The sequence below is a fragment of the Stappia indica genome, assembly GCF_020177335.1.
In the GTDB taxonomy this organism is placed as follows: domain Bacteria; phylum Pseudomonadota; class Alphaproteobacteria; order Rhizobiales; family Stappiaceae; genus Stappia; species Stappia indica_B.
Genome location: NZ_JAIVMG010000018.1, coordinates 13,615 through 27,282 on the forward strand (window position 1 = coordinate 13,615; position 13,668 = coordinate 27,282).

Consider the following 13,668-nt stretch of genomic DNA (forward strand, 5'->3'; position numbering starts at 1 on the left):
GTCTAGCCGGCCTCCCCGTCGGGCTCCGAACCGGCTTCGCTGTCCGCCTCCACGGGCTGCCCGCCGAGCGGAATGCCGTAGAGTTCCAGCCGATGATCGACCAGCCGGAAGCCGAGCTTGCGGGCGATCGCCTCCTGCAACCGTTCGATTTCCTCGTTGCGGAACTCGATCACCCGACCGCTCTTCAGGTCGATCAGATGATCGTGATGCTCTTCCGGCACGGTTTCGTAGCGGGCGCGCCCGTCGCGGAAATCGTGACGCTCGATGATACCCGCATCCTCGAACAGCTTGACCGTACGATAAACGGTGGAAATGGAGATGCGCGGATCGTTCTCCACCGCCCGGCGGTAGAGCTCTTCCACATCCGGATGGTCGCTGGCCCCCTCGATCACCCGGGCGATGATGCGCCGCTGCTCGGTCATGCGCATGCCCTTCGCGACGCAGATGTCCTCCAGCGACTGGGGGCTGTCGTGTTGGGTCATTTCGCCTTGTCCCTCCTTGCGAGGCGAGCCGCGCCTGGGTCCAGACCCTAACGCCTGATAGTCAGCCGATTACGCCAGATCGGCGCGCATGACAAGCGCACCGCCGCCGCCATCCCCGGTCTGATAATAGCCGCGCCGTTCCCCGACCTTGCGAAACCCGAGCCCGCGATAGAGCCGCAATGCCGGCTCGTTGGCCTCATCGACCTCCAGGAACAGCATTTTCGTACGCTCCGCGTAAAGCCGGCGCATGGCCGCGCGCATCAGCTGTACACCGATGCCCCGGCCACGCTGGCGTGGATCCACCGCAAGGGTCAGGATCTCCGCCTCGTCGGCAACCGAGCGCAGGATCACGAAGCCAAGCGGATTGCGGCTGCCGAACGCATTGGCGCGGCGGGCGAGCAGAATCACCACTCCAGTCTGCGCCCGCAGAGCGGCCAGTTCCTCACTGCTCCACACTCCGTCGAAGGAGCGGGCATGGATCTCGGCGAGCTGGTCGAGATCTTCCGCCGTCGCCTCCTCCACCACCGGAGGCGGCGCCCAGAACCACCAGAAGGTCATGCCAACAACCCCGGGGCGCGTACCGCCGGCTTGGCATCGGGCGGACGCAGGTAGAGCGGCTCCGGCGCGCTCTCAGGCGTCTCCGCCCGGGCGCCGAGCCGGGCCACCGCGCCGATCTCGGGAAAACCCGCCCGATCCAGGATCACCGGCGCCGGACCGGTCATCGCCGCCGCCAGCTTGTCGGCGCCGCTGCCGGCCAGCAGGGTTCCGGCGGTGAGCTCGGCGGCAAGCGCCTCCACTGCGACCACCCGCGCCGGGGTCAGGGCCGAACCATCGGCGGCAAAGCTCTGGGCATAGACATCCGGCCCACGCGCATCGATGACGGCGCAGATCGCTGCGTCTGCCGCAGCCTCCCCGCCGCTCTGACGGGCGGCCTCGCCAATCGCCTCCAGCGTCGAGATGCCCACCGCCGGGACGCCAACCACCAGCGCCAGCCCGCGCGCGGCGGACAGGCCGACCCGCAACCCGGTGAAACTGCCCGGCCCGATGGTGACGGCGATCCGGTCAAGCTCGGAAAAAGCCAGCCCCGCCTCGGCCATCACCTCGCCGATCATGTCCATCAGCCGCTCCGCATGGCCACGCTTCAGCAGTTCGCTGGCAGCGGTCAGGCGCGCGCCCTCCCCCTCTCCGTCAAGGACGGCGACCGAGCAGGCCTCAAGGGCGGTATCAATGGCAAGCAGGCGCATGAAGAGACTAAACCGTGCGGGGGAAGAAAGGTCGACTCGCCCTTTCGGCTAACAGCCGGGCCGGAGAAACGCAAGGACACGGGCGGCGGAGCCAATATGCTCCCTCCGCCACGCGAAACGGCCCGGTCGATGACCGGGCCGGTCCCTGCGTCTGGCGATACCGCGTCAGAGCGCGCGCACTTCCTCCACTTCCGGAACGAAATGGCGCAACAGGTTCTGGATGCCGTGCTTCAGTGTCGCTGTCGAGGACGGGCAGCCGGAGCAGGCGCCGCGCATGGACAGGTAGACGACACCGTCGCGGAAGCCCCGGAACGTAATGTCGCCGCCATCCTGGGCCACCGCCGGGCGCACCCGGGTCTCGATCAGTTCCTTGATGGTCTCGACCGTTTCCGCATCATCGGCCTCGAAGAACTCCTCGTCGCCCACCGCCTCGGTGTCCATCCGGGTCACCGGCGCGCCGGACATGAAATGCTCCATGATGGCACCGAGGATCGCCGGCTTGATATGCTGCCAGTCGGCGTCGCCCTTGGTCACGGAGATGAAGTCGTGGCCGAAAAAGATCCCCTCGACCCCCTCGACCTCGAACAGTTTCTCCGCCAGCGGCGAAGCCGCCGCATCCTCGCTCTTGCGAAAATCCATGGTGCCTTCCGGCAGCACGATCCGGCCGGGCAGGAACTTGAGGGTCGCGGGGTTCGGCGTTGCCTCGGTCTGAATGAACATCACTCTTGTCCTCTTGTCGCGCGGCGGGTGGCCTTGCTTGGCCCCGGCCCGCGATCGGTGTTGGCCCCAGTATACAGGCAGGAGGCGGCCTGCACCAGATTGGAATTGTTCCAGAGTGGCGACGGCCGCTGCCCGCTCAGGCCAGCGCCGCGATCGCCTCGTCGTCGAGCGTGCCGGGCACGATGGTCACCGGGATCGGGAAACTGGCAGCGGCCTTGCCGGCAATCGCGGTGACCAGCGGCCCCGGGCCTTCGGTGCTGTTTCCCGCCGCCAGCACCAGGATGGCAATATCGGCATCTTCCTCGATCAGATTGACGATCTCGTCGGCGCGGTTTCCTTCCCGCACCACCGGTTCGGGATCGGTGCGGGCGACCGAGCGCACCCGGTCGGCGGCGCGCGCCAGACAGTTGTCCGCTTCCTCGCGCGCTTCCGCCCGCATGATGTTCTCCACCCCCAGCCAATGCTGGAAATCGCCGGGGGCGATGACATAGAGCAGGATGACCACACCATTGGTGCGTTCCGCCCGCTTGGCGGCATAGACGATGGCCCGATCGCATTCCGCCGTCTCATCGACGACGACCAGGAATTTCCGTCGATGCCCGACCTCGAAACTTTTTCGTATAGCGACCATGGTCACATGCTGCCATCGGCTTGGCCGGCCGGCAAGCGGCAAGGCGCCGCAGTGTCCGCGCGGCGCATCGGGTTACAGGATGAAGCGCGACAGGTCGACGTTCTTCGCCAACTCGCCAATGTTCTTGCGCACATATTCCGCGTCGATCACCCGCGTTTCGTTGAACAGGTCCGGCGCCGAGAAGGACACCTCGTCCAGCACCCGCTCCATCACCGTCTGCAGACGGCGCGCGCCGATGTTCTCGATGGTCGCGTTGAGATCGACGGCGATCGAGGCGATCTCGTCGATCGCATCGTCGGTAAACTCGAGCGTGACGTCTTCCGTTCCCAACAGGGCGACATACTGCTTGATGAGGCTGGCCTCGGTGTCGGTGAGGATCGCCCGGAAGTCGTCCTTGGTCAGCGCCTTCAGCTCGACCCGGATCGGCAGACGGCCCTGCAGCTCGGGCAGAAGGTCCGAAGGCTTGGCGACATGAAAAGCGCCGGAGGCGATGAACAGGATGTGGTCGGTGTTGACCGGCCCGTGCTTGGTGGAGACCACCGTGCCCTCGATCAGCGGCAGCAGATCGCGCTGCACGCCTTCGCGCGACACGTCCCCGCCCTGACGCTCGGACCGCACGCAGATCTTGTCGATCTCATCGAGAAAGACGATGCCGGCGTTCTCCACCAGATGGATCGCCTCTTCCACCACCTTGTCCTCGTCGAGCAGGCTGTCGGCCTCCTGTTCGATCAGGATCTGGTAGCTGTCGCGCACGCTGGTGCGGCGGGTCTTGGTGGCCCCGCCCAGCGCCTTGCCGAGCATGTCGGACAGGTTCATCACGCCGATGCTGCCGCCGGGCATGCCCGGCATGTCGAAGCTGGGCATCTGTGGCTGCGCCCGCACCTCGATGTCGATTTCCTTGTCGTCCAGTTCGCCTTCGCGCAGCTTCTTGCGGAAGCTCTCCCTGGTGGAGGGGCTGGCGCTCTTGCCCACCAGCGCTTCCAGCACGCGCTCCTCGGCCTGAAGATGGGCCTTGGCCTCGACCGACTTGCGCTTGGCGGTGCGCACCAGCAGGATCCCGGCCTCGACCAGATCGCGCACGATCTGCTCCACGTCCCGGCCGACATAGCCCACCTCGGTGAACTTGGTCGCCTCGACCTTGACGAAGGGCGCGTTGGCGAGCTTGGCCAGACGGCGGGAAATCTCCGTCTTGCCGACGCCGGTCGGGCCGATCATCAGGATGTTCTTCGGCATCACCTCCTCGCGCAGACTCTCGTCGAGCTGCTGCCGGCGCCAGCGGTTGCGCAGGGCAATGGCGACCGCGCGCTTGGCATCCTTCTGACCGATGATGTGGCGGTCGAGTTCAGAGACAATCTCGCGCGGAGACAGATTGGTCATGGAAAGTTGGCCCCTCGGTTGACGGGATCAGAAATCAGGAACGGGTGGGCGTGCCGGCGCCGACGATCAGCCGTCGCACTCCAGCGTTTCCACTGTCAGGTTGCCGTTGGTGTAGACGCAGATATCGGCGGCGATGGCCATTGCCTTGCGCGCCACCGCCTCGGCGTCGAGGTCGCTGTCGATCATCGCCCGGGCGGCGGCCAGCGCGTAATTGCCGCCGGAGCCGATCGCCATCACCCCGCCTTCCGGCTCCAGAACGTCGCCGGTGCCGGTCAGCACCAGCGAGACCGAGCGGTCGGCGACCAGCATCATCGCCTCCAGCCGGCGCAGATAGCGATCGGTGCGCCATTCCTTGGCCAGTTCGACACAGGCGCGCATGAGCTGGTCCGGGTACTGCTCCAGCTTGGCCTCAAGCCGTTCGAACAGGGTGAAGGCATCGGCGGTCGCCCCGGCGAAGCCGCCGATGACATCGCCCTTGGCGAGCGGACGGACCTTGCGGGCGGTGTTCTTGATCACCGTCTGACCGAGGGAGACCTGACCATCGCCGGCGATTACCACCCGTCCGCCCTTGCGAACACCGAGGATCGTCGTTCCATGCCAGCCGGTCGGATCGTTCTGCGCGCTCATTCCGCCTCTCAACATCTTTCATTTCGTGTCTGCCGCCCGGCCGCCACCGAAAAGGAGGACCGCGCGCGGCAGGTCTCGCCTATGTAGGCGGTTGGCGGTGGATTGCCAACAGGGCGCGGATCATGCCCCAGCGTCACGCCCTGAGCCGGACCTCCTCGATCAGGCGGCGAACCATCACCTGCAACAGCTCGGCGGAGCGCTCGTTCTTCAACTCGCCGCGCTCATCGAAGGCATGCGCCGCCGATGGCACCACCGCCATATCCGGAATCACCAGCGCGCCAAGACCGATCTCCAGGATCGTCCGCAAGCCCATCAGGCCGCGCATGCCGCCGAACTGCCCGGGGGAGGCGGCGCCGAGCGCGAACACCCGGTCCTTGAACACCGACGTCGGCGCTTCGCCCTCGTCTGACCGGCGCGACACCCAGTCGATCGTGTTCTTCAAGAGCGGGGTGACGGCCGTGTTGTACTCCGGGCTGGCGATGAACACCCCATTGTGCTTGCGCATCAAGGCTTTCAGCCGCCGGGCGGTCTCCGGAACGCCCTTTTCCCGCTCCAGGTCCCCATCGTAGATCGGCATCGGATAGTCGGCGAGCGAAACCCGGGTGACCTCGGCATCGGCCAGCGCCAGCGATTTGGCGACCAGCTCGGCAAGCCGGGTGTTCAGCGAACCGGCCCGGATCGAGCCGGACATGACCAGTATGCGAACGTCCTGCATGATGCACCTTTCGAGGGGGCCGGGACCGGGGACAGCCGCGCCCTCGCCCCATCCCGGTGGTAAGTGATAAGGTGATATATTGCCCGCCCCGCCCGTGACCAGCAGACCGTGCCCCTCTGGCATAGCCGATCCGCCGCCCGTCCCGAAAGAGCCTTGCCGTGACCCGTGCCGAGTTCGATGCCTTCTGCCAGACCCTCACCGGTGCGACCCATGTGATCCAGTGGGGCGGGGCCTCGGTGTGGAAGGTCGGCGGCAAGATCTTCGCGATCTGCTCGCACTGGCGCGCGGGCGAGACGGACCGGATCAGCTTCAAATGCAGCGACCTCAGCTACCGGATCCTCACCGACCTGCCGGGCATTTCGCCCGCCCCCTATCTCGCCCGGGCAAAATGGGTGCTGGTGGAAACCGGCGAGGCGCTGGATGACGAGGATACCCGCGCGCATATCACCGCCGCGCATGAGATCATCGCCGGCAAGCTGACCCGCGCCCGGCGGGCGGAACTGGGTCTTCCGGTCAAGAGCGCGGCACGCAAGGCAACAACGGGCAAGCCTAGCCGGGCAGGACCTGGCTGCGCTTGACCACGCCGAAGGCGAAGCTGGAATCGAGCGAGGCAATGCCCGGGATCTTGTGGATCCGCCGGCGGATGAACTCCTCGTAGTCGGCCAGCGAGGCGACCACCACCCTGAGCAGATAATCCCGGTCGCCGGCCATCAGGTAGCATTCCATGATCTCGTCGATGCCGGCCACCGCCGTCTCGAAGGCGGTGACGTTTTCCTGGGAATGCCGGTCGAGGCGAACTTGCAGGAAGACCGTGACCGGCAGGCCATAGGCTTCCTGGTCGACGATCGCCGCATAGCCGTCGATCACCCCGGCGCGCTCCAGGTTGCGCACCCGGCGCAGGCAGGGCGAGGGCGACAGGTTGACCCGCTGCGACAGGTCCTGATTGCTCAGGCGCCCCTCGCGCTGCAGGGCGCGAATGATCTTGCGGTCCGTCTCGTCCAGTTTTGTCATTATTCCTGGCAGAATCTACCAATATTGTTCGGATGATTGGCAAAATAAGCCAGATTTGCGCAGACGCCAACCGCTATCGTCGATCCATCCGCCGCCCCGGTTTTCCGGCGCGGCCCGTTCGTTCGATCGAGGATCCGCATCATGAGCACCCGCACCACCGGACAGCTTGGTTTCGCCACCCGCGCCATCCACCATGGCTATCAGCCCGCCGACCATGAGGGCGCACTGACGCCGCCCTTGCATCTCACCTCCACCTTTGCCTTCGAAACCGCCGAGCAGGGCGGCGAGATCTTCGCCGGCGAGCGGTCCGGCCATGTCTATTCGCGCATTTCCAACCCGACGCTTGAGCTGCTGGAAGCGCGGATGGCGCTGCTGGAAGAGGGCGAGGCGGCGATCAGCTTCGCCTCGGGCATGGGCGCCATCACAGCGGTGATGTGGACGTTCCTCTCCCCCGGCGACGAAATCCTCGTCGACAAGACCCTTTACGGCTGCACCTTCGCCTTCTTCCGGCACGGGCTGGCGAAATTCGGCATCACCATCACCCATGTGGACATGCGCGATCCGCAGAACGTCGCGGCGGCGATCACCCCGCGGACGAAGATCGTCTATTTCGAAACGCCGGCGAACCCGAACATGCGGCTGGTCGATATTGCCGCCGTCGCCGAGATCGCCCATCACCATGGCGCCCGGGTGGTCGTCGACAACACCTATGCCACCCCGGTGCTGACCCGGCCGCTGGCGCTCGGGGCGGACATCGTTGTCCACTCGGCGACCAAGTATCTGGGCGGTCACGGCGATCTGCTCGCCGGCATCGCCGTCGGCAATGCCGAGGACATGCAGGAGGTACGCCTTGTCGGGTTGAAGGACATGACCGGTGCGGTGCTCGCCCCGCTCAACGCTCATCTGATCCTGCGCGGGCTGAAGACGCTGGAGTTGCGGATGGAGCGCCATTGCTCCAGCGCGAAGGTGGTGGCGGAGATGCTGGAGGCGCATCCGGCGGTCGCCCAGGTCCACTACCCCGGCCTTGCGAGCTTCCCGCAGCACGAGCTGGCGCAGCGCCAGATGCCCGGCTTCGGCGGCATGATCGCCTTCGAGCTGGCCGGCGGCATGGCCGCCGGCATCGACTTCCTCAACCGGCTGACCCTGATCAAGCGGGCGGTCAGCCTCGGCGATGCGGAAACCCTGATCCAGCATCCGGCCAGCATGACCCACTCCACCTACACGGCGGAGGAGCGGCAGGCCCACGACATTTCCGACGGACTGATCCGCCTGTCGGTCGGTCTGGAAACGCCTGAGGACGTGATCGCCGATCTTGTGGCCGCCCTGCCGGACGCCTCCCGCGCGGCGGCTTGAGGGACGCACGAAAGATTCTTTCCGATCTCGCCGCTCCAGCGGTATCTTTTTGCATCGCGGCGGCATTTTCCGTTCAGAACGATCTGAAAATGCCGCCACCCCTGCCTATCGTCGCGGGGTCCGGCGATGCCGGCACCTACCCCGGCCCCAGGCCCCACGAACCGACAGGATGAGGAGCATGATGGACACCTCCCGCAAGGCCGACCTGAAAGCCATTGAACAGAAGCTGCTCTGGCTCGCCTGCTGGACGGTCCACAATGCCAATCACCTGCGCGAGAAGACCGACGGCATGAAGGTCGGCGGCCACCAGGCGTCCTGCGCCTCGATGGTGTCGATCATGACGGCGCTGTATTTCCACATCCTGCGGCCCGAAGACCGGGTGGCGGTCAAGCCGCACGCCTCGCCGGTGTTCCATGCCATGCAGTATCTGGCCGGCAACCAGACCCGGGAAAAGCTGGAGGCCTTCCGCGCCTATGGCGGTGCCCAGTCCTACCCCAGCCGCACCAAGGACATCGACGACGTGGACTTCTCCACCGGCTCGGTCGGCCTCGGCGTGGCGATCACCGCCTTTGCCTCGATGATCCAGGACTATCTTGTCGCCAAGCCGTTTGCCGCCGACCGCCCGGAAGGGCGGATGATCGCGCTGGTCGGCGATGCGGAGCTGGACGAGGGCAATGTCTACGAGGCCCTGCAGGAGGGCTGGAAACACGATCTGCGCAACACCTGGTGGATCATCGACTACAACCGCCAGAGCCTCGATGGGGTCGTGCGCGAGGGGCTGGCCGGTCGGATCGAGGCGATCTTCGGCGCCTTCGGCTGGGATGTGGTGCGGATCAAATACGGCGCGTTGCAGCGGGCGGCCTTCACCGAACCGGGCGGCGAGGCCCTGCGCGACTGGATCGACACCTGCCCGAACGCGCTCTATTCGGCGCTCTCCTTTCAGGGCGGTGCGGCCTGGCGCAAGCGGCTCCTCGACGATATCGGCGACCAGGGCGCCGTCACCCGGCTGATCGACAGCCGCTCCGACGACGAATTGCAGGAGCTGATGAGCAATCTGGGCGGCCACTGCCTCGAAACCCTTGCCGACACCTTCGCCGAACAGGCCCGGCATGACCGGCCGGTCGCCTTCGTCGCCTACACCATCAAGGGCTGGAACACCCCGCTCGCCGGCCACAAGGACAATCACGCCGGGCTGATGACCCCGGCGCAGATGGAGGCCTTCCGCACCCAGATGGGCGTGCGCGAGGGGCATGAATGGGAGCCGGCGGAAGGGCTCGCGCTTGACGCGAGCACCCTGTCGCGCCTCGTTGCCGAAACCCCGTTCTTCGCCGCCGGCCGCCGCCGCCATCAGGCCGCGACGGTCGCCACCCCCGGTCCGGTGCTGCTCGACGACCGGACGCTGTCGACGCAGGCCGGCTTTGGCAAGATCCTCGACCAGCTCGCCAAATCGGATCACCCGCTGGCCGACCGGATCCTGACCACCTCGCCCGATGTCACGGTCTCGACCAATCTCGGCCCGTTCGTCAACCGGCGCGGCCTGTTCGCCCGCGACACGCTGGCCGACACGTTCCGCGACCAGCGTATTCCCTCAGCGCAGAAATGGGCGTTCTCCCCCACCGGGCAGCATATCGAACTGGGCATCGCCGAGATGAACCTGTTCCTGCTGCTGGGTGCCGCCGGCCTGTCCCATTCGCTGTTCGGCGAACGGCTGATCCCGGTCGGCACGCTCTACGATCCGTTCATCTCACGCGGGCTCGATGCGCTCAACTACGCCTGCTATCAGGACGCCCGCTTCATGGTGGTGGCCACCCCGTCCGGGGTGACGCTGGCGCCGGAGGGCGGCGCGCATCAGTCGGTCGCCACCCCGCTGATCGGCATGAGCCAGGACGGGCTGGCCGCGTTCGAGCCGGCCTGGCTCGACGAGCTGTCGGTGCTGATGGACTGGAGCTTCGACTATCTGCAGCGGGACGGTGACAGCGTTCCGGACGAACGCACCTGGCTGCGCGACGAGACCGGTGGCTCGGTCTACCTGCGCCTGTCAACCCGCGCGCTGGAGCAGCCGGCGCGGCGCGAGGACGATGCCTTCCGCCAAGGGGTGATCGACGGCGCCTACTGGCTGCGCGAACCTGGACCGAACTGCGAGCTGGTGATTGCCTATCAGGGGGCGGTGGCGCCGGAGGCAATCGAGGCGGCGGGGCGGATCGGCACCGACCGGCGCGATATCGGCGTGCTTGCGGTCACCTCCGCCGACCGGCTCAACGCCGGCTGGCACGCGGCGATGCGCATGCGCAAGCGTGGCCATCGCGGCGCCCGCAGCCATATCGAACGGCTGCTCGGCGGCCTGCCGTCCCATTGCACGCTGATCACCGTGCTTGACGGCCATCCGGCAACGCTGGCCTGGCTCGGCGGGGTGGCCGGCCATCGCACGGCGGCGCTCGGGGTGGAGCATTTCGGCCAGACCGGCACGGTCGCCGATCTCTACCATCATTTCGGGATCGATACCGACGCCATCGTCGCCGCCGCCTCCGAAATCGCGCCGGGACGGCCGGTGCGGCTGGTCAATCCGATTTGAGGGGGCCGATCTGAAGGCGTCGACCTGAGGGCGCCGACCTGGGGCGGCGTTCTGAGGGGGCCGACCTGATATTCGACATCAGACACCACCCGGGCGGCAGGACGGCTGCCCGGGAGCGCATCGGCCTCAGACGGTCTTGCGATAGACCCAGACCCGGGCGGGCGGCAGGTTCTTCAGGATCCAGCCGCTGCGCTCGACGGTAAAGACGCCGGGCTCCAGCGCGATCGGCGCAACCATGGCATAGGAAAACTGGATGAAGGGCGCGCCCGGCTGCAGCAGCTCGAACGCCTGGAACAGCAGGCTGCGCCGTTCCTCCTTCGGCCGCGAAAACAGCGGCATCGACGAGACGATGCTGGCGAGCGAACCGGCGGGAACATCGGCCAGCGTTTCGCGCAGCCGATAGGCGTCCCCTTCCACCACCTGCATGTCCGGATAGCGCCGGCGCAGAAGACGGCAGAAATTGTCATTGTATTCCAGCGCGATCACTCGTTCCGGGCCGATGCCCCGTTCCAGGATCGAATGGGTCACGACACCAGTGCCCGGACCGATTTCCAGCACCTGTCCGGGACGCTCGGCCTCGATGTAGGCGGCCATCCGCCGGGTGAGGTCCGGCCCGGAGGGGCTCACCGCCCCGGTGGTCAGCGGGTTTTCCGCCCAGCTACGGATGAAGCGGATTTCATCGGCCATCTTGGCGGTGAACCCACGGACCTTGCGGGTGGAGACCTCGAGCATCGTTTATCCTAGGTTGGAGCGTTACCCAGAAAATGCGAGCGGGCGATGGCGAATTCAAGGCGCCCGCCCTCGTCCGCTCGCATTCGTTTCCGGTTATCCGCTCAAATTGTCCAGAAAATCCTTCACCTTGGAGAAAAACCCGTGCGATTCAGGATGGGTCGCGCCGGAGGATTCCTGTTCGAACTCGGTCAGCAGCTCACGCTGCCGCTTGGTGAGATTGGCCGGGGTTTCGACCGTCACCTGAATGTAGATGTCGCCGAACTGCTGCGAGCGCATCACCGGCATGCCCTTGCCGCGCAGGCGGAACTGCTTGCCGGTCTGGGTGCCTTCCGGGATCTTCACCCGGGCCGTGTCGCCGCTCAGGGTTGGCACCTCGATCTGCCCGCCAAGCGCGGCGGTGGTCATCGAAATCGGCACCCGGCTGTAAAGATCCGCGCCATCGCGCTGGAAGAACGCATGGGGGCGGATCGACAGGAAGATATAAAGGTCTCCGGACGGACCGCCGCGCACGCCCGCTTCCCCCTCACCGCCGAGGCGGATGCGGGTGCCATCCTCGATGCCGGCCGGAATGCTGACCGACAGGGTGCGGTTGACGGTCTTGCGGCCATTGCCGCCACAGTCCTCGCAAGGGTCGGAAATCACCTGGCCCCGCCCCTGACAGGCGGCGCAGGCGCGCTCCAGCGTGAAGAAGCCCTGGGAGGCGCGCACCCGACCCGAGCCGCCGCAAGTGCGGCAGGTGACGGGCGCGCTGCCAGGCTTGGCGCCGGAGCCTGAACAGCTTTCGCAGGTGACCGAGGTCGGCACCTCGATCTCCACCGACTTGCCGGTGAAGGCCTCTTCCAGCGAGATTTCCAGATTGTAGCGCAGGTCCGCGCCGCGATCGCGGCCGGCCGACCGGCGGCCACCACCGCCCATGCCGAAGAACTCGTCGAAGATATCCGACATGGCGGAGGCGAAATCGCCCGGATGGCCGCCCTGGGCGCCAAAGCCACCATTTTCGAAGGCGGCATGACCGAAGCGGTCATAGGCCGCCCGTTTCTGCCCGTCCTTCAGGGTGTCATAGGCTTCGCTGACATCCTTGAACCGGGCCTCGGCGTCCGCATCGCCCGGATTGCGGTCCGGGTGGTATTTCATGGCCAGCTTGCGATAGGCGCTCTTCAGCGCCTTTTCGTCGGCATCGCGCGCCACTCCGAGCACGTCGTAGTAATCGCGTTTTTCCATCCAGCTTTCACCTGCTCACGGAACCTGATCCTCGTCTCACGGGAAACGAGGATCGGCTCCGACCATTTGTCGTCATGCGGCTCCGGCGGGAGCGCCAGGGCTCCCGTCACGCGAAGCGGCTGTCGAGGGAGCCCGCCGGAGCAGCGCGTTCAGCCGCGTGCGCCGGTCGAGCGAATACCCATGATCGAGGCATAGGCGCACGGCCGGCGGCAACTCCGCCCCCTTGCCCACTTCCACCACGATCAGGTCCGGCCAGAGCGTCTCCGGCGCCGCGGCGAACATGCCGCGCAGCGCCGCCTCGTCATGGCCCTCAAGGTCGATCTTCATTGCGTCGATGCGGGAAATGCCATTGCGCCGGCAGATCTCGCCGATCGGCAGGATCTCGACGCCTGCACCATCGCCGTCGTCACTGGCGCGCACCCGGTTCTCGCCGCGATTGCCGTCATGTTCGACCATCGCCCCGAAACCGGCGGTCTCGCTGACCGCGCAAGGGGAGACCGCGACCATATCGGCCGAGGACGCGGCCAGATTGGCCTCCAGCCGGGCGCGGGTGACCGGGTCCGGCTCCACCGCCAGCACCTCCACCTTGCGCCCCAGGGCGCGGGCGGCGGACACCAGCCACAGGCTGTACAGCCCGACATTGGCGCCAAGATCGACGAAGACGAAGGGATCGGACGGCGATCCGGCCAGCGCCTCGCTGAGCGCCAGCCGCTCCTCGCGGTCGAAGAACTGCACGCCGGCCAGCGCCCGCTTCTCGCAGCGGTTGGACTGCGGATGCAATCGGGCGAAGACGGTCGGATACACCTCGACATCGAAGGGGCCGGGGCGGCTGCCGACACAGAGCTTGCGAATGAGGGAAACGCCGATCCGGCCGATGCGGTTCACCGGCATGGCGGCGGCGCGGCGGCGCAGGGCCTCAAGCGGCCCGGGAAGGGCGCAGGTCCCGAAAGGGGGATCGAGCGAACGCGCGGTCATGATCCGGC

Annotated in this window: 15 protein-coding genes; 3 read left to right on the forward strand and 12 right to left on the reverse strand. The window is 66.7% G+C overall.

Annotated features, from left to right (window positions below):
- Positions 1-2: 2 nt before the first annotated feature.
- The 8 genes from LC062_RS19340 to LC062_RS19375 all read right to left on the reverse strand — a co-directional run bounded on the left by LC062_RS19340 (position 3) and on the right by LC062_RS19375 (position 5,796).
- The gene (locus tag LC062_RS19340; protein ID WP_224912648.1) at positions 3-482 is read right to left on the reverse strand and encodes a Fur family transcriptional regulator; all 480 of its coding nucleotides are present in this window, start codon (positions 480-482) and stop codon (positions 3-5) included.
- A 69-nt stretch (positions 483-551) separates the two neighbouring features.
- On the reverse strand, positions 552-1,040 hold the full coding sequence (gene rimI / locus LC062_RS19345) for a ribosomal protein S18-alanine N-acetyltransferase (RefSeq protein ID WP_224912649.1): 489 nt from the start codon (positions 1,038-1,040) through the stop codon (positions 552-554).
- A complete protein-coding gene (tsaB, locus tag LC062_RS19350; protein WP_224912650.1) occupies positions 1,037-1,726 on the reverse strand; it encodes a tRNA (adenosine(37)-N6)-threonylcarbamoyltransferase complex dimerization subunit type 1 TsaB in 690 nt (229 codons plus the stop codon). The genes rimI and tsaB overlap by 4 nt, the downstream gene beginning before the upstream one ends.
- Positions 1,727-1,891: 165 nt before the next feature.
- Positions 1,892-2,446, reverse strand: a complete 555-nt coding sequence (locus tag LC062_RS19355) for a NifU family protein (RefSeq protein WP_224912651.1) — start codon at positions 2,444-2,446, stop codon at positions 1,892-1,894.
- A gap of 136 nt (positions 2,447-2,582) precedes the next feature.
- On the reverse strand, positions 2,583-3,077 hold the full coding sequence (locus tag LC062_RS19360; protein WP_224912652.1) for a universal stress protein: 495 nt from the start codon (positions 3,075-3,077) through the stop codon (positions 2,583-2,585).
- A 72-nt stretch (positions 3,078-3,149) separates the two neighbouring features.
- On the reverse strand, positions 3,150-4,454 hold the full coding sequence (gene hslU, locus LC062_RS19365) for an ATP-dependent protease ATPase subunit HslU (RefSeq protein ID WP_224912653.1): 1,305 nt from the start codon (positions 4,452-4,454) through the stop codon (positions 3,150-3,152).
- Positions 4,455-4,520: 66 nt separating this feature from the next.
- Positions 4,521-5,081, reverse strand: coding sequence for an ATP-dependent protease subunit HslV (gene hslV / locus LC062_RS19370; RefSeq protein WP_224912654.1), 561 nt, complete (start codon positions 5,079-5,081; stop codon positions 4,521-4,523).
- A gap of 133 nt (positions 5,082-5,214) precedes the next feature.
- Positions 5,215-5,796, reverse strand: a complete 582-nt coding sequence (locus tag LC062_RS19375) for an NADPH-dependent FMN reductase (protein ID WP_224912655.1) — start codon at positions 5,794-5,796, stop codon at positions 5,215-5,217.
- A 158-nt stretch (positions 5,797-5,954) separates the two neighbouring features.
- Here LC062_RS19375 and LC062_RS19380 point away from each other — a divergent pair, with 158 nt between their 5' ends.
- Entirely contained in the window at positions 5,955-6,374 is a 420-nt protein-coding gene (locus tag LC062_RS19380) for an MmcQ/YjbR family DNA-binding protein (protein WP_318246121.1), read from the forward strand.
- Here the strand turns inward: LC062_RS19380 and LC062_RS19385 are convergent.
- Positions 6,346-6,807 carry an Lrp/AsnC family transcriptional regulator gene (locus LC062_RS19385; RefSeq protein ID WP_318246122.1) on the reverse strand — a complete coding sequence of 154 codons (462 nt, stop codon included), beginning with the start codon at positions 6,805-6,807 and terminating at the stop codon, positions 6,346-6,348. The two genes, LC062_RS19380 and LC062_RS19385, sit on opposite strands and share 29 nt — an antisense overlap.
- A gap of 141 nt (positions 6,808-6,948) precedes the next feature.
- Here LC062_RS19385 and LC062_RS19390 point away from each other — a divergent pair, with 141 nt between their 5' ends.
- Complete coding sequence (locus LC062_RS19390; RefSeq protein WP_224912656.1) at positions 6,949-8,160, forward strand: methionine gamma-lyase; 1,212 nt, start codon at positions 6,949-6,951, stop codon at positions 8,158-8,160.
- 169 nt (positions 8,161-8,329) lie between these two features.
- Positions 8,330-10,732 (forward strand): 1-deoxy-D-xylulose-5-phosphate synthase N-terminal domain-containing protein, encoded by a 2,403-nt coding sequence (locus LC062_RS19395; protein WP_404829754.1) that lies wholly within the window; start codon positions 8,330-8,332, stop codon positions 10,730-10,732.
- A gap of 126 nt (positions 10,733-10,858) precedes the next feature.
- On the opposite strand, the gene LC062_RS19400 is transcribed toward LC062_RS19395, so the two are convergent.
- The 3 genes from LC062_RS19400 to LC062_RS19410 all read right to left on the reverse strand — a co-directional run bounded on the left by LC062_RS19400 (position 10,859) and on the right by LC062_RS19410 (position 13,660).
- Positions 10,859-11,464, reverse strand: a complete 606-nt coding sequence (locus LC062_RS19400) for a class I SAM-dependent methyltransferase (protein WP_224912658.1) — start codon at positions 11,462-11,464, stop codon at positions 10,859-10,861.
- Between the two features lie 93 nt (positions 11,465-11,557).
- Positions 11,558-12,685 carry a molecular chaperone DnaJ gene (gene dnaJ, locus LC062_RS19405; protein WP_224912659.1) on the reverse strand — a complete coding sequence of 376 codons (1,128 nt, stop codon included), beginning with the start codon at positions 12,683-12,685 and terminating at the stop codon, positions 11,558-11,560.
- 72 nt (positions 12,686-12,757) lie between these two features.
- Entirely contained in the window at positions 12,758-13,660 is a 903-nt protein-coding gene (locus tag LC062_RS19410; protein WP_224912660.1) for an FkbM family methyltransferase, read from the reverse strand.
- Positions 13,661-13,668: the final 8 nt, after the last annotated feature.

Excerpts from the sequence above, each read along its gene's own strand:
- LC062_RS19340 (WP_224912648.1), bottom strand. The coding sequence starts at position 482 with ATGACCCAACACGACAGCCCCCAGTCGCTGGAGGACATCTGCGTCGCG.
- rimI (WP_224912649.1), bottom strand. The coding sequence starts at position 1,040 with ATGACCTTCTGGTGGTTCTGGGCGCCGCCTCCGGTGGTGGAGGAGGCG.
- tsaB (WP_224912650.1), bottom strand. The coding sequence starts at position 1,726 with ATGCGCCTGCTTGCCATTGATACCGCCCTTGAGGCCTGCTCGGTCGCC.
- LC062_RS19355 (WP_224912651.1), bottom strand. The coding sequence starts at position 2,446 with ATGTTCATTCAGACCGAGGCAACGCCGAACCCCGCGACCCTCAAGTTC.
- LC062_RS19360 (WP_224912652.1), bottom strand. The coding sequence starts at position 3,077 with ATGGTCGCTATACGAAAAAGTTTCGAGGTCGGGCATCGACGGAAATTC.
- hslU (WP_224912653.1), bottom strand. The coding sequence starts at position 4,454 with ATGACCAATCTGTCTCCGCGCGAGATTGTCTCTGAACTCGACCGCCAC.
- hslV (WP_224912654.1), bottom strand. The coding sequence starts at position 5,081 with ATGAGCGCGCAGAACGATCCGACCGGCTGGCATGGAACGACGATCCTC.
- LC062_RS19375 (WP_224912655.1), bottom strand. The coding sequence starts at position 5,796 with ATGCAGGACGTTCGCATACTGGTCATGTCCGGCTCGATCCGGGCCGGT.
- LC062_RS19385 (WP_318246122.1), bottom strand. The coding sequence starts at position 6,807 with ATGACAAAACTGGACGAGACGGACCGCAAGATCATTCGCGCCCTGCAG.
- LC062_RS19390 (WP_224912656.1), top strand. The coding sequence starts at position 6,949 with ATGAGCACCCGCACCACCGGACAGCTTGGTTTCGCCACCCGCGCCATC.
- LC062_RS19395 (WP_404829754.1), top strand. The coding sequence starts at position 8,330 with ATGAGGAGCATGATGGACACCTCCCGCAAGGCCGACCTGAAAGCCATT.
- LC062_RS19400 (WP_224912658.1), bottom strand. The coding sequence starts at position 11,464 with ATGCTCGAGGTCTCCACCCGCAAGGTCCGTGGGTTCACCGCCAAGATG.
- dnaJ (WP_224912659.1), bottom strand. The coding sequence starts at position 12,685 with ATGGAAAAACGCGATTACTACGACGTGCTCGGAGTGGCGCGCGATGCC.
- LC062_RS19410 (WP_224912660.1), bottom strand. The coding sequence starts at position 13,660 with ATGACCGCGCGTTCGCTCGATCCCCCTTTCGGGACCTGCGCCCTTCCC.